General features: G+C 67.4%; 14 protein-coding genes, 6 tRNA genes and 1 other RNA gene. 8 read left to right on the top strand and 13 right to left on the bottom strand.

The genetic code is table 11. From position 1 onward, the window contains the following. Positions 1-1,432: DNA polymerase III subunit gamma/tau (locus C265_RS23425; protein ID WP_037025182.1), on the bottom strand; the 1,432-nt coding region annotated here is incomplete at its 3' end. 120 nt (positions 1,433-1,552) lie between these two features. Then, entirely contained in the window at positions 1,553-4,036 is a 2,484-nt protein-coding gene (locus tag C265_RS23430) for an adenosylcobalamin-dependent ribonucleoside-diphosphate reductase (RefSeq protein WP_010814261.1), read from the bottom strand. Between the two features lie 167 nt (positions 4,037-4,203). Between C265_RS23430 and ffs the strand changes: the two genes are divergently transcribed. Beyond that, positions 4,204-4,302: signal recognition particle sRNA small type (gene ffs / locus C265_RS31820), an RNA gene on the top strand. A 160-nt stretch (positions 4,303-4,462) separates the two neighbouring features. Here ffs and C265_RS23435 read toward each other — a convergent pair. The 3 genes from C265_RS23435 to C265_RS23445 form a co-directional block, all read right to left on the bottom strand. Then, positions 4,463-8,071, bottom strand: a complete 3,609-nt coding sequence (locus C265_RS23435) for an exodeoxyribonuclease V subunit beta (RefSeq protein WP_010814262.1) — start codon at positions 8,069-8,071, stop codon at positions 4,463-4,465. Next, a complete protein-coding gene (locus C265_RS23440; protein ID WP_010814263.1) occupies positions 8,068-10,935 on the bottom strand; it encodes a PD-(D/E)XK nuclease family protein in 2,868 nt (955 codons plus the stop codon). Before C265_RS23440 ends, C265_RS23435 begins: the two co-directional genes overlap by 4 nt. 138 nt (positions 10,936-11,073) lie before the next feature. Then, positions 11,074-11,352: a hypothetical protein gene (locus C265_RS23445; protein WP_010814264.1), complete on the bottom strand. Its 279-nt coding sequence runs from the start codon at positions 11,350-11,352 to the stop codon at positions 11,074-11,076. Positions 11,353-11,795: 443 nt separating this feature from the next. Between C265_RS23445 and trxA the strand changes: the two genes are divergently transcribed. The 6 genes from trxA to C265_RS23475 all read left to right on the top strand — a co-directional run bounded on the left by trxA (position 11,796) and on the right by C265_RS23475 (position 18,502). Beyond that, positions 11,796-12,122 carry a thioredoxin TrxA gene (gene trxA, locus C265_RS23450; protein ID WP_010814265.1) on the top strand — a complete coding sequence of 109 codons (327 nt, stop codon included), beginning with the start codon at positions 11,796-11,798 and terminating at the stop codon, positions 12,120-12,122. 179 nt (positions 12,123-12,301) lie between these two features. After that, a complete protein-coding gene (gene rho, locus C265_RS23455; protein ID WP_010814266.1) occupies positions 12,302-13,564 on the top strand; it encodes a transcription termination factor Rho in 1,263 nt (420 codons plus the stop codon). A gap of 125 nt (positions 13,565-13,689) precedes the next feature. Next, complete coding sequence (locus C265_RS23460) at positions 13,690-14,541, top strand: M90 family metallopeptidase (RefSeq protein ID WP_010814267.1); 852 nt, start codon at positions 13,690-13,692, stop codon at positions 14,539-14,541. 201 nt (positions 14,542-14,742) lie between these two features. Continuing rightward, positions 14,743-15,003 (top strand): type B 50S ribosomal protein L31, encoded by a 261-nt coding sequence (locus C265_RS23465; RefSeq protein ID WP_010814268.1) that lies wholly within the window; start codon positions 14,743-14,745, stop codon positions 15,001-15,003. A 246-nt stretch (positions 15,004-15,249) separates the two neighbouring features. After that, on the top strand, positions 15,250-17,037 hold the full coding sequence (locus C265_RS23470; protein WP_010814269.1) for a glycosyltransferase family 39 protein: 1,788 nt from the start codon (positions 15,250-15,252) through the stop codon (positions 17,035-17,037). 112 nt (positions 17,038-17,149) lie between these two features. Continuing rightward, entirely contained in the window at positions 17,150-18,502 is a 1,353-nt protein-coding gene (locus tag C265_RS23475; RefSeq protein ID WP_010814270.1) for an MATE family efflux transporter, read from the top strand. Between the two features lie 230 nt (positions 18,503-18,732). Here the strand turns inward: C265_RS23475 and C265_RS23480 are convergent. From C265_RS23480 to gltX, 7 genes are all read right to left on the bottom strand, one after another. After that, positions 18,733-18,809: transfer RNA gene (locus tag C265_RS23480), tRNA-Asp, on the bottom strand. Positions 18,810-18,872: 63 nt separating this feature from the next. Continuing rightward, positions 18,873-18,948, bottom strand: a tRNA-Glu gene (locus C265_RS23485). A gap of 105 nt (positions 18,949-19,053) precedes the next feature. Beyond that, positions 19,054-19,129: transfer RNA gene (locus C265_RS23490), tRNA-Ala, on the bottom strand. Positions 19,130-19,327: 198 nt separating this feature from the next. Next, a tRNA-Asp gene (locus C265_RS23495) sits at positions 19,328-19,404 on the bottom strand. A gap of 63 nt (positions 19,405-19,467) precedes the next feature. Continuing rightward, positions 19,468-19,543: transfer RNA gene (locus C265_RS23500), tRNA-Glu, on the bottom strand. A gap of 66 nt (positions 19,544-19,609) precedes the next feature. Next, positions 19,610-19,685, bottom strand: a tRNA-Ala gene (locus tag C265_RS23505). Positions 19,686-19,958: 273 nt separating this feature from the next. After that, complete coding sequence (gene gltX, locus C265_RS23510) at positions 19,959-21,359, bottom strand: glutamate--tRNA ligase (RefSeq protein WP_010814271.1); 1,401 nt, start codon at positions 21,357-21,359, stop codon at positions 19,959-19,961. A 246-nt stretch (positions 21,360-21,605) separates the two neighbouring features. Here gltX and C265_RS23515 point away from each other — a divergent pair, with 246 nt between their 5' ends. Next, a complete protein-coding gene (locus C265_RS23515; RefSeq protein WP_010814272.1) occupies positions 21,606-22,529 on the top strand; it encodes a patatin-like phospholipase family protein in 924 nt (307 codons plus the stop codon). Between the two features lie 73 nt (positions 22,530-22,602). On the opposite strand, the gene C265_RS23520 is transcribed toward C265_RS23515, so the two are convergent. Then, positions 22,603-23,283, bottom strand: a complete 681-nt coding sequence (locus tag C265_RS23520; RefSeq protein WP_010814273.1) for a C40 family peptidase — start codon at positions 23,281-23,283, stop codon at positions 22,603-22,605. Positions 23,284-23,588 lie beyond the last annotated feature (305 nt).

A 23,588-nucleotide genomic window follows, 5' to 3' on the forward strand; every position in this document is an offset into this window, starting at 1 on the left:
GGGCAGCGGAAGCCTGGCGGGCGGCCGCCAGCGCGGCGGCGGCGGGCGACATGGCCCCGTTGCCGGCGCCAGCGGCCGGCCGTGCCGGCGCAGCTTCAGGGGATGCAGGGACAGCGGCAGGTGCGGCAGCGGGTTCAGCCACTGCCACGGGCTGGACCGCCCGTGCGGGCATAGGGGCAGGGACCGGGCCCGCCGCAGCACCGGCCTTGGCCTGTTCGGCGGCATTGGCCACAGCCGTCGCATGGCGGGTATCAACGGTTTGCGCGGCTTCGGCACCACGCTGGCGCGCAGGCGCGGCACCACCGCCCTGCCCTTGCGCCGTAGTGGGTTCAGACGACGGCCGGAACGCCAGCATGCGCAGCAGCGTCATGGTGAAGCCGGCGTACTCGTCCGGCGCGAGCGCCAGCTCGCTGCGGCCGAGGTTGGCGATCTGGTAGAACAGCTGCACTTCCTGCGCGTCGAACACCCCGGCCAGGCGCCGCACCTCATCGGCTTCGGGCCATTCGTCCTGCACCGAGGCCGGCACGGCCTGCGCCAGCGCCACCTTGTGCAGCAGCGAGCCCAGGTCCTGCAGCGCGCCGGCAAACGACAGGCTGCGGTCGGCCATGGCATCGGCAATCGCCAGCATGGCGGCGCCGTCCTCGGCGGCCAGCGCATCGAGCAACTGCACCAGGTAGCCCTGGTCGATCGCGCCCAGCATGCCGCGCACCGCGTCTTCCGAGACCTGGCCCGCGCTGTAGGCGATGGCCTGGTCGGTCAGCGACAGCGCATCGCGCATCGAGCCGTGCGCGGCCTGGGCCAGCAGGCGCAGCGCATTGCCGTCGTGGCCGATGCCTTCCTGCGCCAGAATATGGTCCAGGTGCGAGACGATATGCCCCGGCGGCATCTGCTTGAGGTTGAACTGCAGGCAGCGCGACAGCACCGTGACCGGAATCTTCTGCGGATCGGTGGTGGCGAGAATGAACTTGACGTGCCCGGGCGGCTCTTCCAGCGTCTTCAGCATGGCGTTGAAGGCGTGGTTGGTGAGCATATGCACTTCGTCGATCATGTAGACCTTGAAGCGCCCGGAGGTCGGGGCGTAGACCGCCTTGTCCAGCAGCTGCGCCATCTCGTCGACGCCGCGGTTGGAGGCGGCGTCCATCTCGATGTAGTCGACGAAGCGGCCGCTGTCGATCTCCTGGCAGGCCTTGCACTGTCCGCACGGCTGGGCGGTGATGCCGCCGTTGCCGTCAGGGCCGGTGCAGTTCAGGGCCTTGGCCAGGATCCGCGACAGCGTGGTCTTGCCGACCCCGCGCGTGCCGGTGAACAGGTAGGCATGGTGCAGCCGCTGCTGTTCCAGCGCGTGCGTGAGCGCGCGGACCACGTGCTCCTGGCCGACCAGCGTGGTGAAATCCCTGGGGCGCCATTTGCGCGCTAGAACTTGATAACTCATGGCGGCGATTGTAGCAAAATGCAGCCCCCCTCCGGCCGCCGCCGCCCCGACCTCGCGGTCTTTATTCGCCACGCGCCGCGCGGGCTGGCTCCGGTGGCCGCAACCAGCCCGCGGCGTGGCTCAGCCGCACTCGCCCACGTAGCCGCAATTAGCGCATTTGGCGCATCCGTCGACCTTGTGCAGGGCGTGCGCGCCACACTCCGGACACGGCTTGCCGGTGCCGACACCGGGGGTGCCGGGGGCTCGGACCGGGCTGGCGAGATCCGCCCCGGCATCCGGCGCCTGCCCCCCGCCTTCGCGCTGGGCCAGCCTGGCCGCCAGCGCGGCTACCGGCACCTGGCCGCCCTCGGCATCCAGGAAGCCGCGCTTGATCAGGATGCGCTGCAGCGCGTAGCTGAGCGCGGCCACTTCGGAGTCATGGAAGCGCGGCACCTCGGTACCGTCCTGGCGCAGCAGCGTACCGTAGCGCACCGTGCCCTTGTCCCACACCACGTTGCGCATATCCGCCAATGCCTTGGCCACCGAGCCGCCAGAGCGCGCCACCATCGACAACAGCCGCATGGTCGAGGTGATCCACTGCTGGCCCTCGCTGCGCTGCCCCGCCGGCATGAAGAACTCCACCGGGCGCTCGATCTCCACCGGCTTGCCGTCGGCCACGCCGGCGACGCGCATGAAGTTGACGGTCAGGTAGACGGTCTTGTGGCCTTCGTAGGTCAGGTATTCGACCTTGGACGTCACCCCCTCCAGGTCGCCCACCGGCCGGCTGCCGAAGGGGCGCACCAACGGATTATCGTCGGCCACGGCAGCGGGCGCCACCGCCGGCGCCTCTACTGACAGCACGGCCCCCAGCACCGAATTGGGGCGATAGGTCGCCAGCCCCTTCAGGCCGGCCTTCCACGCCTCCAGGTACAGGTTGCGGAAGGCTTCGTACGGATAATCCTCCGGCACGTTGACGGTCTTGCTGATGCTGGTGTCGATATACGGCTGCACCGCTTCCAGCATCCGCATATGGTCCAGCGCCGACATCTGCAGCGCGGTGACGAAGGCATCCGGCAACTGGGCCATGTCGGCCCCCATGTGACGGTAAAGCCGCCAGGCATGATCCGCCACCTCGAAGCTGCGGTAGCTGTTGTCCGGCATCCGCTTCTTGCGGTTATAGGTCCACGAGAAGGCGGGCTCGATGCCATTGGACGCATTGTCGGCAAAGGCCAGCGTGATGGTGCCGGTGGGTGCGATCGACAGCAGGTGCGAATTGCGCAGCCCGTTGCGCGCAATGGCATCGCGCAAGCGTTCCGGCAGCCGGCCGGCAAACCCGCTCTGCAGGTAGGCATTGGCATCGAACAAGGGGAAGGCGCCCTTCTCCACCGCCAGTTCGGTCGACGCCAGGTAGGCATCGTCGCGCATGCGTTCCGAGATCCGCGCCGCCAGCTGCCGCGCCGGCTCGGTGTCATAGCGCAGGCCCAGCATCACCAGCGCGCTGCCCAGCCCCAGGAAGCCCAGCCCGACGCGGCGCTTGGCGTGGGCCTCGGCCTGTTGTTCGGGCAACGGCCAGAAGGTCACGTCGAGCACGTTGTCGAGCATGCGCGTGGCCACGCGCACCACTTCGGCAAAGGCATCGAAATCGAATTCGGCCTGCGGCGAGAACGGCTGGCGCACGAAGCGCGTCAGGTTGATCGAGCCCAGGCAGCAGCAGCCATAGGACGGCAGCGGCTGCTCGGCGCACGGGTTGGTGGCCTCGATGCGCTCGCAGTAATAAAGGTTGTTGTCGGCGTTGATCTGCGACAGGAACAGGATGCCCGGCTCGGCATGGTCGTAGGTGGCCTGCATGACCTGGTCCCACAGGTTGCGCGCCGGCACGCGCCGGTACACCCACTGGCCGTCGTCGCGGCGATAGGCGCCCGCGGCGATCATGTCGGCACCCGGCTCGGCCTCATGCACCAGTTCGACCTCGCCGTCGGCCTGCACGGCCTGCATGAAGGCATCAGTGACGCCGATGGAGATATTGAAGTTGCTGAGGTCGCCCTTGTCCTTGGCGTGGATAAAGCTCTCGATATCCGGATGGTCGCAGCGCAGCACGCCCATCTGCGCGCCGCGGCGCGCGCCGGCGGATTCCACGGTGGCGCACGATGCGTCGAACACCTTCATGAACGACACCGGCCCCGAGGCGCGCGAATGCGTGGCCCGCACCAGCGCGCCGGCCGGTCGGATCGCCGAGAAGTCATAGCCCACGCCGCCGCCGCGGCGCATGGTTTCGGCGGCCTGCGCCACCGCCGTGTAGATGCTGGGGCGGCCTTCGCGCGGCTCCGACACCGAATCGCCCACCGGCTGCACGAAACAGTTGATCAGCGTGGCCTGGATGCCGGTGCCCGCCGCCGAGTTGATGCGTCCGGCCGGCACGAAGCCGTTTTCCTGCGCCCACAGGAAGCGCGCGCTCCAGGCCTCGCGCTGGTCCTCGGGTTCGGCCTGGGCCAGCGCGCGCGCCACGCGTTGCCTGACATCGGCAATGCTGCGCTCTTCGCCCTTGGCGTATTTCTCGATCAGGACTTCGGTGGAGATTTCCTGCGGCGCCAGGGCGCCGCGAATGATCTGGTCGTTTGCGTTCATGTATTGGCTCACCACGGTCTGGGTCGGTGAATGGTCGGGCCGCCGCGGCCCGCGTTACCTGCGCCAGATCAAGCCGACGCATTTGCCGCGGGCAATGACCCACCACTGCAAAGGGCATTCAACGCAATTTCTCCGCGGTATCGCGGTCTGGGGTACAATGCCGCTCGGACGGGCCTCCTCGCATGGTGGCGCGGTCAACCTGGTCAGGTCGGGAACGAAGCAGCCACAGCCGTTTTCCGCCAGTGCCGAGGGTCAGGCTCGTCCACCTCACACCCCCTGCTGCCGTACCCCTCCCGCTATCTCCGCACGCACGAGTCGTTTGCAGCGCAGTCCCTGTCACTTTAGTACAGCCGGGCCACGAGCGCGCGCGCCGCACATCCCATTTTGCGCCGATTCTGGCACCCTGTCCGGGTGCCACGCCAGCCGTCAGAACAGCGAGCCCTGCTGCGGCATCGGCGGCGCCAGACGCTCGGCGGGAATCCATTCGCCGTCCGCGGTGGCCACGCCGGCCTCGATACGCTTGCCCGGGAACATCGGCGCAAGCGCGGCCGCATAGCGGCCCAGCTGCGCGCGGTAGGCTTCATGCTCCTGCGGCAGGAGCCGCAGCTTGTAGTCGACGATCACCACGCGGTCGTCGAACTCCACCAGCCGGTCGATACGCAGCAGCCTGCCGCGCGCGTCATAGAGTTCGACTTCATTGCGCACGCTGCGGGCGTCCCCCGCCCCCAGCAACGGCGCCAGTGCCGGCGCGCGCAGCATCGCAGCCACCGCCTCCAGCGCTTGCGCCACCTGTTGCCGCCACGCCTGCCGTGCCGCCCCGGTGTGCGCGCCCGTCAGCGGGAACCAGCGCAATACGGTGTCGATCCCCGGCACGCCGGCAAAGGCTTCGGGATAGCGCGTCAGGCGTTCCAGCAAGGCATGCACCAGCTCGCCGTGGCGGGCGGCCGCAGCGTTGAAGACGATGCCGTCGGACTCGTCTTCGGCTTCGGCCTCGCCCTCTTCTTCAAACCCGATCCCCTGCCGCGCATCCACCGCATCGCGATAGCGCAGCCGGAAGTCGGTAAAGCGCACCGGCTCGCTCAGGCGCGCGGGCATCGGAGCCTGGTCCTGCGCATCGGCCAGCTCGCCCGGATAGGCCGGCACCATCTCGCCGACGCCTGCGGCCTGCAGCCGCACATACCAACTGCCGGCGATCTCGGCATTGCCCTCGCCCGAACCGCTGCGGCTGGCACGGCCCTTGACCCCGCTGACCAGCAGGCCCTGCTGCGCGCGCGTCATGGCCACGTACAGCAGGTTCCAGTTCTCGCGCTCGCCCAGCGCCGCCTCCGCCTCGAACAACGGCGCCCGCGCCAGCCCGCGCTCGCTGCGCTTGCCGTAGGCCGAGAAATGCCGAGGCACCGGCGACGACGGCGGCCAGTCGACCAGGATGCCGCCCCGGTCCGCGGCCGGCTCACTGTGGTTGGCATCGAGCAGCACCACGAACGGCGCCTCCAGGCCCTTGGCCGCATGCACGGTCAGGATATGGACCGCGTCGAGGCCGGCAAACGCCGGATCGTCCTCGGCCGGCTCCACGTCTTCGGCGCTCTCGCCCATGCCGCCTTCATCGGGGCTTTCGCCCTCGTCGCCGCGGCGGATTTCCTGCAGCTCGTCGATAAATTTCGGCAGGCTCGGATAGCGCCCGCCGTCGAGGTCAAGCGACAGCTTCAGGAAGGCGTCGAGGTTGGCCAGCACCTGTTCGCGGATATCCGGCGGCGCGGCCTCGGCATAACGGCGCCGCACTTCGCCGCCGTGGAAGATCTGGTCAATCAGGTCATGCACCGGCCGGTGCGGCGCGACGCGCAACCACTGGCGCAAGCGCTGCACGCCTTCGCGCAGCGCATCGGATACGTGTTCGGGCAGGCCGCCTGACTCGATGCGTGCCCACCAGCCGCCCTCGCCTTCGATCCGGGCCAGCGCCAGCAGGTCGTCGTCTGTCGCTCCCACCAGCGGGCTCTTCAGCACGTGCGCGAGATCCAGGTCCGATTCCGGCGTCATCAGGAACGCCAGCAACGCCGACAGGTCCAGCGCCTCGAGCGTGGCCAGCAGGCCGCCGCGGCGCGGGCTCAGGCACGGGATGCCGGCCTCGCGCAGCGCGCGCTCATAGTCAGCCAGATGGGTCTTGCGGCGCACCAGCAGATGCATGTCGCTCCAGCGCGCGGGGCGCTGTTCGCCGCCCTCATGGACCGGCACGGTGTCGCGCACCAGGCGCAGCCACGCGGCCACGCGCCGGCCCTCTTCCAGCCGCAGCGAATCGCCGGCCTGCCGGCGTGGCTGCAGCAGCGTGTCGCGATGGGCGGAGGCGGCTTCGGCGGACTTGTCCTCTGCACCATCGTCAACGGCGTCTTCGGCCTTGTCCTCGGGCTCCACCAGCGGCAGCAGCCAGACCGGCCCGTTGCCTCCGGCCAGTGCCGTGGTCTGGGTCGCGTACAGCGGATAGCGGCCCTCGGCGCGTGCGGTGTCGAACACGGCGTTGACCCAGTCCAGCACTTCGGCACGGTTGCGCCGGGTGCGGTTGGTGCGCAGCACGGTGGCGCCGAACGTATCGCGCAGCATCTCGCCGGCCGCGCCGAACAGCCGTGCATCGGCGCGCCGGAAGCGGTAGATCGACTGCTTGGGATCGCCCACCAGGAACACCGTCGGCCGCTCGCCCAGGCCCGCATAGCCGGCCAGCCAGCCCTGCAGGATGCGCCACTGCAGCGGGTTGGTGTCCTGGAACTCGTCGAGCAGCAGATGGCGGTAACGCGCGTCCAGCCGCACCTGCAGGTACGTGGCGGTCTCTTCGTCCGACATCAGGCGCGCGGCCTGCCATTCCAGGTCGGCGAAGTCCATCGCGCGCCGCTCGTCCTTGTGCCGCTGGTAGCGCGTCAGCAAGGCATCGCCGATGCAGAACAGCGCGCGGTTGATCGCCAGCACCGCGGCTTCGCAACAACGCGCGCTGATGTCGTCAAGCATGGCGCAGATCGAGGCATGCTCGTCCAGCAACGCATCGACCATGCCTTCGCCGCCGGCGGCCTTGACCAGCGCCGCGGTGCGCCGCAGCGAACGCGGGCCGCCGGTGGTGGTGAAGAACGCGGCGCGCAACTGCGCGAACGCCCGTTCGGCGGGCTTGCCGGGCGCCGCGCCCGCTTCGCGCCACGCGGTGATCGCCATCAGCGCATCGGTGATGCGGGCGGCGTGGGTCTGCTCGGTCTTGCCGGCCGCGCCCAGGCGCAGCGCCAGCGACTCGCAGGCATCGCGCCAGCCTTCGTCGGACAGCGCCTGCAGCAGCACGTCGCCCCGGGCGTCTTCGCCCAGGCAGTCGGACAGCGCCTGCAGCGGGTCGCCGCCCTCCTGCATCGCCCACCATTCGCTGCGGGCATGGAACATCGCGTCCAGCAGCGCGCGTGCCTGGAAGTCGCCCACGGCATCGACCAGCGTTTCCCACGCGGCGCGCAAGTCGGTGTATTGCTCCGTGGCCAGCGCGCGCCAGACCGGGGCCCAGGCTTCGCGTTTCATGCGCAGCGCATCTTCGCGCAGCGCCGCGCCCGGCACGATGCCCGAGGCCAGCGGCGCGCCACGCAGCAGCGTGCCGAACCAGCCGTGGAAGGTATCGATGGCCATGCGCCCGGGCGCGGCCAGCACCTGCGCATGCAGGCGCCGCGCACGCGGCAGCGCCTCGCGCGCGGCGTCATGCGTCAGGCCGCGCTGCACCAGCGCTGCGACCACGTCTTCATCGCTGTCGCGCGACATCTGTGCCAGCACCTCCAGCAGGCGGTCGCGCATTTCTTCGGCGGCCTTGCGCGTGAAGGTGATGGCCAGGATCTCGTGCGGCGCGGCGCCGGCCAGCAGCAGGCGCACCAGCCGCGCCACCAGCAGCCAGGTCTTGCCGCTGCCGGCACAGGCCTCTACCACCACCGAGCGCGCGGGATCGCAGGCGGCGCGCGTGAACTCGGCCTCGGAAACGGGCTCGCCGTCGCGCTGGTAAGGCTGGACGTGGTGCGGATCGTGGGGCGTCATGATGTCAGCGCCGGCACGGCGGTGGATTCCCAGAAGCCCTTGCGGCACAGGCCGCGGGCGGTGCAATACAGGCAGGCGGAGGCATCGCCGAAGGCCGGCAGCCTGGCACCCTGGCGCAGGCGCATGACGTCGTCGCGCATCTGCCGTTCCAGCCAGATGACGGCGGCTTCAAAATCGGGCAGGCCGACTTCGCGCTGCGCCGCCGCTGCGCCCTCGCGCGCGCCTTCGAGCGATACCCAGCTGCCCGCTGCCGCATCGGCGCGCAGCAGGCCGTAGAACGGCAGCTGGCAGTCTTCCTCGACCTCGGCCAGCTTGCGCTTGAGGCGGGTGGCGCTCTGCGTCTTGTAGTCGAGCACGGCATGCGCCCCGCCCGGGCCCTGGTCAAGCCGGTCGATGCGCCCGGTCAGGCGCAGCGGCTGGCCGTCGGGCATCGGCAGGTCGATGCCGGCGTCGAGCTCGCCGCCGCGCCAGAACCAGCCCTCGGCCTCGCGCGCGGATTGCCAGGCGACATACGACGGCATCACCTCGCGCCAGCGCCGGTAGTAGGCAATGGCATTGCCGTCCTCGGCCATCAGCGCGCCGAACACGGCTTCGGAAATCTCGGCCAGGCGGGCCAGGCGCCGGTCTTCCGCCAGCGTCTCGCCACGCTCGCGGCGCGCCTGCAGGTCCTTGTGGTAGCGCAGCAGCACGTGGTGCAGGTGTTCGCCGATCTCGCGTTTCTCCAGCTCGTCGCTGACTGTCTCCAACCCGGCCAGGCCCAGCATGCGGCCGGCGAAGAACTGGTAGGGGCAGCGGCGCAGCATGTTGTAGGCCTGCGCGCTCCAGCGCACCGGCACCAGCGCGGGCTCCGCCGCCGGCGCCGGCATGCCCTGCGGATCGGCAAAGGTCTCGTGCGCCTGTGCTGCGGCGGAAGCTTCGATGCTGACGCCCGCGCGCGCGCAGCACGCCGCCAGGCGCTCGATCCAGCCCGACACATGATGCGGCTCGCCGCGGCTGCCGTAGCGTTGCCAGGTCAGCACCACGTCGTCGTTGTTCAGCAGCACCTCGGCCAGGTCGCGCGCCTGTTGCGCAAAGCGGGCCTCGCGGTCTTCCAGGTCCAGCTCGCGCCGCATCTGGTTGGAGAAGAACATCAGCTCGGCGGCGCTGGACGGCAGTTGCGCGTCATCGCAGCCGACGATCACCACGCCCTCGAAGCGGCGCATGCGCGCGCCGTTCAGCGGCAGGATGGTGATGCGCGCCGGGCCGCTGGCCGAGGGCTCCTTGTAGGCGACCGATTCCAGCAGCGCCGACAGCATCGCGCGGAACTCGCCCTGCGACAGCGTGGCATGGCCGCCGGTCTCGTCCAGCGGCAACTCCTGCAGCCGCGCCAGCGCATCGAGCAGCTGGCTGCCGGCATCGTCCGCGGCCAGCGCTGCGCGCATGCCGAGGCCGTCGAGCATGCCGTCGAGCCGTTCCAGCCAGGTTGCCAGCGGATGCTGCGCGAGGCCGCGCGGCCAGCGCGCCGCTTCGTCGGCGAGCACGGCGATGAGCGCGTGCGCGGCGTGGCGCGGCGCTTCGGCGGCATCCTCGTCTTCCGTGGCAGCTTGTTGCGCCGCGGTCGGTGCGTGGCCGAACAGCTGGCGCAGGCGCGCCCAGCCGCCGGTGATGCCCTCGCGCCGCACCTGGCGCTCCAGCAGCGCGATGGCCGCGCCGCGCCCGGCAACCTCCGGCAGGCAGAACGGGCTCTTGAGCAGGTCCAGCAGCGCAGCGGTGTCGCCGTCGCGCACCAACAGGTCGAACCAGCGCATCAGCGCGGCGGCCGCGCGCGTGGTGGAAAGCTTCCAGCCGGTCTCGTCGCGCACCGGTGCGCCGGCGCGCGCCAGCAGGGCACGGGCGCGCCGCGCCACCACGCGGTCGTGCGCGACCAGCGCCACCTGGCGGCGGCCTTCATTGAGCCACTGCACCAGCTGCGCGGCTGCCGCGGCGGCTTCATCCTCGAAGCGCGCGCTGCCGACCACGCGGATCGACGGACGCTGCGGCGGCAGCGCAGGCATGGCCGGCGCGGGGGCGACGGCTTCGGCATCATCGACGATCCTTGCTTCCGGCCATAGCGCCAGCAGGGTCTGGTACCAGTCGGCATCGCTCTCGCCCTGCCCGGTCCAGTCATAGCCGACCTGCAGCACCGGCACCAACTCGGCGGCATCGCGCAGGAACGCGGCTTCAAGCGGCGTGGGCGGGGTCGGGGCAATCCAGATCACCGGGCCGCGCAGCTGCTGCGACAGCTCGCGCAAGGCGCGGCGCCGCGCCGGCAGCGGATCGTCCGGGCCGGACAGCGCCTGCCAGAATGCCAGCACGATGCGCGCCTCTTCGCCGAGGAAGCGCTCGGACAGATGCGAATAGGTCCGTTCCAGCGCGCCCTGCAGCAGGCCGGCGCGATCGTCGCCGTCGATCTCGTCATCGTCGCGGATGGCGGCGTCTTCGAGCCAGCGCGCGTTAAGCTCGTCGCAGATCGACAGCAGCGTCTGCGACAGGCCCCATGCGGCGGTCTCGTTCTGGGCGCCGAAGGCGCGGCGCAGCCAATCCTGCCCGCGCACCGCCTGCTGCACGGCCAGCAGGCGTGCGGCCGGGCTGCGCACCGGGGCGCCCTCGGGCGGCAGGTCGAGCAGCCAGTGGCCCAGCGTCAGCACGCGCGGCAGCAGCCGCGGGCTGCCCGACGCGCGCGCGGCGGCGTCCAGTGCCTGGCGCACGCCCGGGATCTGCGCCGCGGTGGGCACGACCACGTGCGCGCCCGCCTCCGGCGCGCCGCAGCGGTCGAGGAAATACCAGGCAGCCGTGGCCGCCTGGTCGAGGAAATCAGGGCCAGGGCGGAAACGTAGCGACGTCATGGGCGCGTGGGGCGCAGCCCGGAATGGCTGCGCGAACTGCGTCGGTCGGCGAAAGCGTCAGGATGCAACGGAAACAATACGGGCGCCGCCGGCCTGGGCGGCTGGCGGCAAGTGTGATGCAGGGCAGGCGGAACCGGCTCAGTCCGAACCGCCTTCCAGCCGGGCGCGGATTTCGCGCGCGGTCTCGAGCAGGCCCTCATAGCCGGAGCGCGCATGCTCGGGCAGGTCCGGGTCGCCCACCAGGGTACCGAGGGTCTCGATGATGCTGTAGACCAGGCCGCGTGCGGCACCGCTGGCGATGCTGTTGGTCTCCACGGCGCTGCTGATATGGTCCAGCGCATCGCTCAGGTGGTCCACGTCCGGCGCCTGGCCGGGCTCGGGCTCGGGCTGCGAAGGCTTGCGGGGATCGGTGTTCATGTCGATGACCTAGTCAGTGGCGCAGGATGCAAGATTGGTCCGCTGGCGCCGCCTGCGGACCGCTTTCTATTCTACGCGCACGCCACACTCAATCGGCACCGCGCGGCGCGCACAAGTGCATTCTATGACACACCCTCCCGCACGCCGCAAGCGATTACCCGAATCTCTCGGCGCCATAGAAAATAAGCATTTCAATGAATCCTCCGATTGCAGCAGAATCATTTCCGTGCCGGCGCGCTTTCGAGTGTTTGCCAGGCCGGTCTTGAAAATCGGCAAACTGGTAACATATCGGCAGCACCGGGCGCGGCAGCGGCCCCCACAGCCTGTTTGCGGGCTGCGGAGGCAGCCCGACGGGTCCGCGCAATCTCGTGTAAGGTAACGGTTCGGCCCTCCGAAGTCTCCAGCCTTCAACATAAACAGAGCGAAACCAGAGGTTTTCCGCCATGAGCGAACAAATCAAGTATGTGAGCGACGCCTCCTTCGATGCTGACGTCCTCCAGTCCGACAAACCCGTCCTGCTCGACTTCTGGGCGGAATGGTGCGGCCCCTGCAAGATGATCGCGCCGATCCTGGACGAAGTCGCCAAGGACTATGGCGACAAGCTGCAGATCGCCAAGATCAATGTCGATGAAAACCAGCAGGTGCCGGCCAAGTTCGGCATCCGCGGCATCCCGACGCTGATCCTGTTCAAGAACGGCGCGGTCGCGGCCCAGAAGGTCGGCGCGCTGTCCAAGTCGCAACTGACCGCCTTCCTCGACGGCAACCTGTAAGCTGCGCGCCGGGACCTGACCCACGGTCCCGGTTTTGTCACGATCCGACGTGCGTGCGCCACATCCTGGCGGCCCGGTCGGATTGTGCTAAGATGCCACCAACAACTCCCCGAGCGTTCGCTCATTTCCCCCCTTCCCTTTAGGTCTCGCCCGTCCGGGCCCATCTGTACCCCTCGTCTATGCACCTGACAGAACTCAAATCGCTTCACGTGTCTGCGCTTCTCGAAATGGCGGCTACGCTCGAGATCGACAACGCACAACGGATGCGCAAACAGGAACTGATGTTTGCGATCCTGAAGAAGCGCGCCAAGATGGGCGAAACCATCTTTGGAGACGGCACGCTGGAGGTGCTGCCCGACGGCTTCGGCTTCCTGCGCTCGCCCGAAACCTCGTATCTGGCCAGCACGGATGACATCTACATCAGTCCGTCCCAGATCCGCCGCTTCAACCTGCACACCGGCGATTCGATCGAGGGTGAAGTGCGTACGCCCAAGGACGGCGAACGCTACTTTGCACTGGTCAAGGTGGACAAGGTCAACGGGCAGCCGCCCGAAGCGGTCAAGAACCGCATCATGTTCGAGAACCTGACGCCGCTGCACCCGAACCGGCCGCTCACGCTCGAACGCGATATCAAGGCTGAAGAGAACATCACCGGCCGCATCATCGACATGATCGCGCCGATCGGCCGCGGCCAGCGTGCGCTGCTGGTGGCGTCGCCCAAGTCCGGCAAGACCGTGATGCTGCAGCACATCGCCCACGCGATTGCCAACAACCATCCGGAAGCGGACCTGTTCGTGCTGCTGATCGACGAGCGCCCGGAAGAAGTGACCGAGATGATGCGTTCGGTGCGCGGCGAAGTGGTTGCGTCGACCTTCGACGAACCGGCCATCCGCCACGTTCAGGTTGCCGAAATGGTGATCGAGAAGGCCAAGCGCCTGGTCGAACTGAAGCGCGACGTCGTGATCCTGCTGGACTCGATCACCCGTCTGGCGCGTGCCTACAACACCGTGGTGCCGGCCTCGGGCAAAGTGCTGACCGGTGGTGTGGACGCCAACGCGCTGCAGCGCCCGAAGCGCTTCTTCGGTGCCGCGCGCAACCTGGAAGAAGGCGGTTCGCTGACCATCATCGCCACCGCGCTGATCGAAACCGGCAGCCGCATGGACGACGTGATCTATGAAGAGTTCAAGGGCACCGGCAATATGGAAGTGCACCTGGAACGCCGCCTGGCCGAGAAGCGCGTCTACCCGTCGATCAACCTGAACAAGTCGGGCACGCGCCGCGAAGAGCTGCTGATCAAGCCGGAAATCCTGCAGAAGATCTGGATCCTGCGCAAGTTCATCTCCGACATGGATGAAGTGCAGGCGATGGAATTCATCATGGACAAGATGAAGGCCACGAAGAACAACGCCGAGTTTTTCGATATGATGCGCAGAGGCGGCTGAGCCCTCGCTGCAGCGTCAACGCAGCATCGCCGCAAGGCGGACAGGAAGGCGTGCCACGGCACGCCTTTTTTGTTGCCCGACCTTTTTTGTTGCCGGACCATTTCACAGCGCACCGCGCTACGCCCATGCTCGGCAAACTGACCTCATTCCTGCGCACCCGCTCGCGGGCCCGCAAGCTGGAGCACTACGCCATCCCCGATGCGCTGTGGGCACGCACGGTCGCCACGCTGCCGTTCGTGCAGCGCTACGGCAGCGAAGACCTGGCGGCACTGCGCGAACTGGCCACGCTGTTCATCGCCGACAAGGAATACTCCACCGCGCACGACCTGCCGCTGGCCGACGACATGGTGGCCAGCGTTGCCGTGCAGGCCTGCGTGCCGATCCTGAAGCTGGGGCTGCCTTGGTACCGGGGCTGGCACGGCATCGTGCTCTACCCGGGCGAGTTCATCATCCGCCGGACCGTGCAGGACGAGATCGGCCTGGTGCACGGCGTGGTCGAGGAAGCCAGCGGCGAGGCCTGGGAGCACGGGCCGGTGATCCTGTCCTGGCCCGACGTGCACACCCCCGGGGCCGGCATCGACAGCGACCACGAACTGCCGGCCGATACCTACAACGTGGTCATCCACGAGTTCGCCCACAAGCTGGACATGCTCGACGGCGAGCCCGACGGCGTGCCGCCCTTCTCGCGCGTGCTGCACCCGGACATCGACGCGGAAGCCTGGGCCGAGACCTTCCTGACCGAGTACGACCGCTTTGCCGAGTCCTGGGAGGCACGCGACGAGGCCGACTGGGAGCACCCGGAGCGGCTGCCGCCGGCGCTGCGCATCATCGACCCATATGGGACCGAGGCGCCGAGCGAGTTCTTTGCCGTGACGTCAGAGGCATTTTTTGTCGAGCCGACCGGGCTGGCGCGGCACTGGCCGGTTGTATACCAGTCGCTGGCCGCCTTCTATCGCCAGGACCCGGCCTCCATGTGATGCTGTTGCCATATTCATGCGCAACACTTTCTGTGCCGCGCGTGGCGCAGCCTCTTCCCCAAGTATTTGTTTTTCTGCCATAATCCCGGTTTGCCCGTTACCGGCAAGTGGTTCGTTCGTCGCCGCGCCATGCACGCTCTCGCCCTCGGCGGAGAACAGCGGATTGCAACGGACTGGCTACCCAACCAGAAAGGACTCATCATGAAAGAAGGCATTCACCCGAATTACCGCGAAGTCGTGTTCCAGGACATGTCCAGCGACTTCAGCTTCATCACCCGCTCGACCATCCAGACCAAGGACAAGATCGTGAAGGACGGCAAGGAATACCCGCTGGCCAAGATCGAAGTCTCGTCGGAATCGCACCCGTTCTACACCGGCACCCAGAAGATCATGGACACGGCCGGCCGCGTGGAAAAGTTCCGCCAGAAGTTCGGCAACAAGCTGGGCAAGGCTGCGAAGTAAATCGCTTTCAGCGAACCCCGCTTCGCAAGGCCTGCGGACAGATGCTCCGGGGCCTGTGCGAAACAGCAAAGAGGCAGCATCGGCTGCCTCTTTGCTTTTGTGCCGGACCACGACCGGTACCGCCGCATTCATTGGATTTACCCCACACCCCGTGAGGCTTCCACGCCATGCCACGGCCCGCGCGGCCGCCGCATGCGCGATACTGTGGCCTTCGCGCCATTGCGCCACGGCCCGACCTGAGCATCGATGCGTCAAGCCAATACCTCCCCCGTCCAGTTGACCGCTGCCGCGACCGGCGCCCTGCCGCGCGCGCTGCTGCTGGCGATCTGCATCATCTATGGCCTGGTCGGCCTGTTCGGCCGCGACCCGTGGAAGAACGAGGACGCCGCCGGCTTTGGCGTGATGTGGCAGCTGGCCACCGGCAACCTGCACGACTGGCTGATGCCGAATATCGTCGGCCGCCCGTACAGCGAGGACGGCCCGCTGGTGTTCTGGATCGGCGCGCTGATGATCCGCGGCTTCGGCAGCTGGCTGGGCGCGGCCGACGCCGCGCGGCTGGCCACGGCGCTGTTCTTCTTCGCGACCTGCGCCTGCATCTGGTACACCACCTACCTGCTGGGCCGGCGCGACGAGGTCCAGCCATTTGCCTATGCCTTCGGCGGCCAGCCCAACGCGCGCGATTACGGCCGCACGCTGGCCGACGGCGCGCTGCTGATCTTCCTGGCCTGCGTGGGCCTGGCCATGCGCGGGCACGAGACCACGCCGCAGGTCGGCCAGGTCGCCTTTATCGCACTGGCCCTGTACGGCATGGTGCGCAGCCTCGACAAGCCCATCCAGGGCAGCCTGGTCTATGGTGCCGCGCTGGGCGGGCTGGCGCTGGCCAGCGGGCCCCTGCTGCCGCTGGCGCTGCTGGGTGGCAGCGCGGTCTGCGCACTGGTGTGCAAGCCGCTGCCGTGGCGGCGCCTGGCCGCCATCGGCATTCCGCTGGCGCTGCTGATGGTGTCGGCGTGGCTGGCGGCCGCCTACTTCGGCGCGGCCGACCGCAACGAGGCGGTGACCTTCATCCGCGAATGGTCGCGCTATGACCGCCGCAGCTACGGCTCGCCCAATGCGGCGACCTTCGGCTTCAACGTGCGCAACCTGTTCCTGTACACGTGGCCGGTCTGGCCGATCGCGGGCTGGGCCTGGATCGCGTGGACCGGCATGCGCCGCGCCCCCCATGTGGCGGCGCCGCTGGCGCTGCTGCTGCCGGTGCTGGTGCTGCTGTTCCTGCAGCGCAGTGCCGGCGACGTGCAGTTCATCCTGCTGCTGCCGCCGATGGCCGTGCTGGCCGCATTCGCGCTGCCCACGCTGGCGCGCGGCGTGATCAACGCGATCGACTGGTTCGCGCTGCTGTTCTTCACCATCTTCGGTGGCACGGTCTGGTTCATGTGGATCGCCAAGACCACCGGCTGGCCGCCGCGCATCGCACGCAACGTCTTCCGCCAGCTGCCCGGCTACCAGCATGAGTTCACCATTGCCGCGGTGGTGTTCGCGCTGGCGGCCACGGTCGCGTGGGTGCTGATCGTGCGCTGGCGGCTGTCGCGCGCGCCCAAGCAGATCTGGCGCCCGGTGGTGATTTCCGCCGCCGGCACCACCCTGATGTGGGTCATGGCAATGACGCTGTGGCTGCCCTCGATCAACTACGGCAAGACCTACCGCGACGTGGCCCAGGCCGCGGCGATGGCGCTGCCGCCTGCCTACCAGTGCGTCCAGCCGATCCGCATGGGCGATGCGCAGCTGGCGTCGTTCGCCTATTTCGGCCATATCCGCTTTGGCGGCCCCAACGACGGCTGCGACGTGCTGCTGCGCCATGACGCGGTCGACTATGGCGAGCCGGGCAATATCTCGCATTTCGAGTGGCGGCTGATCTGGGAAGGCCGCCGCCCCGCGGACCGCGACGAGCGCTTCCGCATGTACCGGCTGGTCGATACCGCGCGCGCCGTCCATCCGCGCCCCGACCTGCCGCGGCGCCGCCTGCCGCGCCAGCCCTGAGCCCTTTCCGGCGTCACCACCACCGCAGCGCCTGTCGCGCCATCGAACCATTCCGGCCGCAGGCGGCTGCGGGGCTGACCATCCAGCCCTGACCAAGCCTGCCGAGCCCTGAATGACCCTGTTCCAAGACCTTCGCCGTATCGCCAGCCTGGCCGGCCCGGTGCTGGCCGGCCAGCTTGCCGTTATCGCCTTTGGCGTCATCGATACCGTGATGGCCGGGCGCGCCTCGGCGACCGACCTGGCCGCCGTGGGCCTGGGCGGCTCGATCTACGTCACCATCTATATCAGCCTGATGGGCGTATTGCAGGCGCTGTCGCCCATCGCCGGGCAGCTCTATGGCGCCGGCCGCATCGAGGCGATCGGCGCCGAGGTCCGGCAGGCCGCATGGCTGGGCGCCGCACTGGCGATTCCGGGCGTGCTGCTGCTGGCCTTCCCGGCCCCGCTGCTCGCTTTCGCCAAGGCGCCGCCCGAACTGGTCGAGAAAGCCACCGCCTACCTGCATTTCGGTGCCTTCGGGCTGCCGGCGGCGCTGGCATTCCGCATCTACTCGGCGCTGAACAATGCGCTGTCGCGCCCGATCATGGTGACGGTGCTGCAGATCGGCGGGCTGGCGCTGAAGGTGCCGCTCAATGCCTGGTTCATCCACGGCGGCCTGGGCGTGCCGGCGATGGGCGGCCCCGGCTGCGGCCTGGCCTCGACGCTGATCAGCTGGGCCTGGTGCATCGCCGGGCTGCTGATCCTGCGCTACGGCAGCGCCTATCACCCGCTGCGGATCTTCAGTATGTGGAGCTGGCCGGCTGCCGCCCCGCTGCGCGCGCTGCTGCGGCTGGGCGTGCCGATGGGCCTGACCTACCTGATCGAGATCACCTCGTTCACCCTGATGTCGATCTTCATCACGCGCCTGGGCACGGTCACGCTGGCCGGGCACCAGATCATCGCCAACCTGGGCGCGGTGGCCTACATGCTGCCGCTGTCGCTGGGGATTGCCACCTCGACGCTGGTGGCACAGCATCTCGGCGCGCGCGACCTGGCCGGCGCCAGCCGCCTTGCCTGGCGAGGTATCCGCATGGCGGTGACGCTGGCGGTGCTGACCGGTGCCCTGCTGTGGCTGCTGCGCAAGCCGGTGCTGCATGCCTACGCGAGCGATCCCGCGGTGGTCGCGGCAGCGCTGCCGCTGGTGCTGTTCGTGGCGTTCTACCAGGCCTTCGACGCGGTGCAGGTGATGACGGCGTTTATCCTGCGCGCGTACAAGATCGCGCTGATTCCGACGCTGATCTATGCCGGCTCGCTGTGGGGCATCGGACTGGGCGGGGGTTATGTGCTGGGCTTCGGGCTGATCGAGGGCATGCCCGACTTCACACGCGGCGCCAGCGGCTTCTGGCTGGCCAACAGCATCAGCCTGGCGATTGCAGGCGTGCTGCTGGTGCGGTATTTCAGCCGGGTCAGCAAGGATCCGGAAAACTGACTCTGGCACTGGCCGCTCGCAAGGGCGGCGGCCGCATCTTCAGTAACCGGAAAAGAAAAACGCCCGCTTGCGCGGGCGTTCTAATTTGGCGGAGTGGACGGGACTCGCCCACATGCCGCGGGCCGCGGCTGCGCTTGCAAGCGCAGCCCTTCGAGCCCCGCCGGAAGCCGCGCAGGCGGCTTCCTCCACTCCGGAAAAGAAAAACGCCCGCTTACGCGGGCGTTCTAATTTGGCGGAGTGGACGGGACTCGAACCCGCGACCCCCGGCGTGACAGGCCGGTATTCTAACCGACTGAACTACCACTCCTTAGTCGGCGTCTTCCGAAGCTTCGCTTCAGTCGACTGGGCGTCTGATTACGCCCTGTTGTTATGGCGTCCCCTAGGGGATTCGAACCCCTGTACTCACCGTGAAAGGGTGATGTCCTAGGCCTCTAGACGAAGGGGACAGAAACTTGTTTTACAACGCGCTTTCTGTCTTGCGCTGGAAAGTCCGCCATCATAGCAGGCTTTTTCGCGCCTGGGAAGCTTCTTTTCAGACGCATCCCAAATTCTGGTGGAGCTAAGCGGGATCGAACCGCTGACCTCTTGCATGCCATGCAAGCGCTCTCCCAGCTGAGCTATAGCCCCGTATCCGATACTGCTGGACGGTTACTGCTGGAACCACCTTCGCTGTCTGCCGCTTACCGCAGCATTTGCAGCGAAGACAGGATTATATAGCGAATTTCGCAACGAATGCAACATTTTTTATTGCGTTTGCGGCGATTAACGACATAATGCCTCACCCAAAGAAAAACCCGCATGGCGCAAACCATGCGGGTTCAGTTTTGGCGGAGTGGACGGGACTCGAACCCGCGACCCCCGGCGTGACAGGCCGGTATTCTAACCGACTGAACTACCACTCCTTAGTCGGCGTCTTCCGAAGCTTCGCTTCAGTCGACTGGGCGTCTGATTACGCCCTGTTGTTATGGCGTCCCCTAGGGGATTCGAACCCCTGTACTCACCGTGAAAGGGTGATGTCCTAGGCCTCTAGACGAAGGGGACAGAAACTTGTCTTTCAACACGTTCCGTCTGGCACCACCCTAAACAACCTGGATGACACCTAAATCTTGGTGGAGCTAAGCGGGATCGAACCGCTGACCTCTTGCATGCCATGCAAGCGCTCTCCCAGCTGAGCTATAGCCCCATGGTACTGCTCTTTACTGCAACTTGCTGCGTTTTCGCCTGAATTAACTACCGTTTCAAGCGAAGCCAAGATTATATATCAACCATTAATCTTTGCAAGCTCCCGTTTCAGCTTTTTTCGCTTTCCCGTCACTTCAAAAATCAGTTCGGAGATTGCGAAGATCCTTGCGGATCCGCCAGCCCGCTTGGTCAGGGACCGCGCCGCAGGGAGAAAGAGATTATGCGCAAGTCCGGCCCGGAGCGCAAGCCCCCGGCGCGGACTTTTTGCGACTTTTTATGCAGCTGCCGCCAGGCGGCGCAGCACCGTGTCGCGACCGAACAGTTCCAGCACCGCATCGATGCCTGGCGTCTGCAGCTGGCCGGCCACCATCAGGCGCACCGGCATGGCCAGCTTGGGCATCTTCAGGCCGAACTCGGCCAGCACGGCCTTGAAGGTGGCGCTGATGGCTTCGCGCTTCCATTCCGGCAGCGCGGCCAGCTGGTTGGCCAGCGCCGCCAGCGCGGGCTGGATTTCCGGGGTCAGGTGCTCGGCCTTGAGCGCGGCATCCGCCTGCGGCTCGCCACGATAGAACAGCAGCGCCGCCTGCGCGACCTCCTTCAGCGTATTGGCGCGGTCCTTCACCAGCGCCACCACGCCGGCCAGGTCCGCCCCTTCCACCTTGCCGCCGAGCGCCTCGATAAACGGCTGCGTCAGCGTGGCCAGGCGCTGGTTGTCGCCGACCTTGATGTAGTGGTTGTTCAGCCAGGCCAGCTTCTCGGGGTTGTACTGGGCGGGCGACTTGCCCAGGTGCTCCAGGTCGAACCATTCAACGAACTGCTCGCGCGAGAAGATCTCGGCGTCGCCGTGGGCCCAGCCCAGGCGCGCCAGGTAGTTCAGCACGGCTTCGGGCAGATAGCCCTCGTCGCGGTAGCCGGTCACGGCCATGGCGCCATGGCGCTTGCTCATCTTCTCGCCCTGCTCGTTGAGCACGGTCGGCAGGTGGGCGTAGACCGGCGGCGTGCCGCCCAGCGCGCGGATGATGTTGATCTGACGCGGGGTGTTGTTGACGTGGTCGTCGCCGCGAATCACGTGGGTGATCTTCATATCGAGGTCGTCCACCACCACGCAGAAGTTGTACGTGGGGGTGCCGTCCGGGCGCGCGATCACCAGGTCGTCGAGTTCGTCGTTGGAGATCTCGATGCGGCCCTTGACCGCGTCATCCCACACCACGCTGCCGCCGATCGGATTCTTGAAGCGGATCACCGGATCGACCCCTGCCGGCGGCTCGGGCAGGACCTTGCCCGGCTCGGGACGCCAGAAGCCGTTGTAGCGCGGCTTCTCGCCGCGCTCGCGCTGGGCTTCGCGCAGGGCATCCAGCTCTTCGGTGCTCATGTAGCAGCGGTAGGCCAGGCCGGACTCAACCATCTGCGCGACCACTTCACGATAGCGGTCCATGCGCTGCATCTGGTAGAACGGACCTTCGTCGATATCCATCTCCAGCCAGGCCATGCTCTCGAGAATCACGTCGACCGCTTCCTGCGACGAACGCTCGACGTCGGTGTCTTCGATGCGCAGGATAAAGTCGCCCTTCATGCGGCGGGCGAAGGCCCAGGGATAGAGCGCGGAGCGGATATTGCCGAGGTGGATAAAACCGGTCGGGCTCGGCGCAAAGCGGGTGCGGACGCGTTGGGTCATGGTCAGGGGCAAAAACAAGAAAGCCCGCGCGCAGCGGCGCGCAGGCTGGTGTATGTGCAGATCTTACATTATACCAACGCGCATCCCTCGCCCCGCCCGGCGTGCCAGCGCCGTGCGGAATCATTTATGCTTGCGCCGGTCTGAGGTGATGCCGCTGATCCAGGCAATTCGATGCCAGCCCCATTGAGGAGCGCCCGCATCACATCCCTGTATCCGCCGGTCCCACCTGGCTACTGATCTCGCTTCATGCAACGACGTCATTTCCTCGGTATCTCCGCGGCCGCCCTGCTGGCGGGCTGCTCGTTCGGCCCGCGTCCCGCGCCGCCGCTCCTCGCCACCACCCCGCCCGCGCCGCGGCCCGTCAAGATCGGCCTGGCGCTGGGCGGCGGCGCGGCGCGCGGCTTTGCCCATATCGGCGTGATCAAGGCGCTCGAAGCGCAAGGCATCCATGCCGACCTGGTCACCGGCACCAGCGCCGGCGCGGTCGTGGCGGCGCTTTACGCCAGCGGACTGAATGGCTTCCAGCTGAACAAGCTGGCGCTGACCATGGACGAGGCTGCCATCGCCGACTGGGCCCTGCCCTTCGGCACCCGCTTCGGCGGCTGGCTCAAGGGCGAGGCGCTGCAGAACTACATCAACCGGCTGGTGCAGAACCGGACCATCGAGGCCATGAAGCTGCCGCTGGGCATTGTCGCCACCGATCTCAAGAGCGGCGAGAAAATCCTGTTCCGCCGCGGCAACACAGGCCAGGCCGTGCGCGCGTCGAGCAGCGTGCCCGGGGTGTTCCAGCCGGTGTCGATCCAGGGTCACGACTATGTCGACGGCGGCCTGGTCGAGCCCGTGCCGGTGGATTCCGCGCGCGGCATGGGCGCGGACTTTGTCATCGCGGTCAACATCTCGGCCGACCCGTCGGCGCAGAAGAACGCGGGCCAGAGCGGCGTGCTGCTGCAGACCACCGCGATCATGGGCCAGTCGATCAACAAGATGGCACTGGCGCGCGCCGACGTGGTGATCCGCCCCGAGCTGCCCGATATGGGCGGCAGCGACTTCAACGCCCGCAACCGGGCCATACTGGCCGGCGAACAGGCCACCACGGCGGTGATGGCAACGCTGCGGCAGCGGCTGGAACAGGCCCGCCTGGCACCGGCCGGAACGGTCGCAGTGCAATAGCCCGGGGAGCACGCCCCGCCAAAGAAAAAAGGACTGCCGCAGCAGTCCTTTTTTCTTGTAGCGCGCCGGAAACTCAGCCGCCGTACATCGATGCGCGGACAACCTTGGGGTCATAGCGCTTGAGCGTCTCGACCATGTCGCCGAGGCCATCGGCGCCGCCCTCCTTGCCATCCTCGATGCGGCGGGCGCCGTTGTAGCGGGTCACCCAGTAAGACGCACGCATGTCGTCGACTCGGATCTTGCTGCCCGTGGACGGGGCATGCACGAACTTGTTGTCGCCGATATAGATGCCGACGTGCGAGAAGGTCTGGCGCATGGTGTTGAAGAACACCAGGTCGCCCGGACGCAGGTCGGTGGCCGCCACGGTGGTGCCGACACGGCTGATTTCGACAGAGCGGCGCGGCAGCATGAAGCCGAAGGTGTCCTGGAACACGTAGCGGACGAAGCCGCTGCAGTCCAGGCCGGATTCGGGGCTGTTGCCGCCGAAGCGGTAACGCACGCCAATCAGGCCCAGCGCATTCATGACCAGGTCGCCAGCCTTGCTGGCAACGTTGCTGGTGGAATTCACCACCGACGACAGCAAGCCGCGCTTGCCTTCCGCATGCGAATCCGCGGCGTGGGCCGTGGCATCGATACGGGCGTCGGCATCCTTGAATACCGTATCCGCCAGCACTCCATTCGACACAGTCGCACCGCAGACAATGGCAATTCCGACGGCGGCACGCGCCAGGGAATGAAGTACCGATCGCTGCATTGGTTCTCCCGTTGATCGTTCCAAAGCAAGCCCCGGCACGAGTCCGGGGCAGCTGGTTATATGTGAAATTCGCGTGAACTTCGCGAGAAATTCATGTGAACCTGCGGGGTGAACCCTATGCAACATCCGCACCAGGCTTTCCGGGCCTGTCTTGCACCGCAAACGTGCTATGCACGATCCAATGCGTCGGACGGACCACCCCCCAAAACTAGTTCTCGCGGGATGGTAAAGGGTTGTCATTCACATGTCAAAGTTCGTTACAAATTCGCCGGATTTGACTGGCGAATCAAGGATATAGGCGGGAA

Origin of the sequence: Cupriavidus sp. GA3-3 (assembly GCF_000389805.1) — a bacterium.
GTDB lineage: Bacteria > Pseudomonadota > Gammaproteobacteria > Burkholderiales > Burkholderiaceae > Cupriavidus > Cupriavidus necator_D.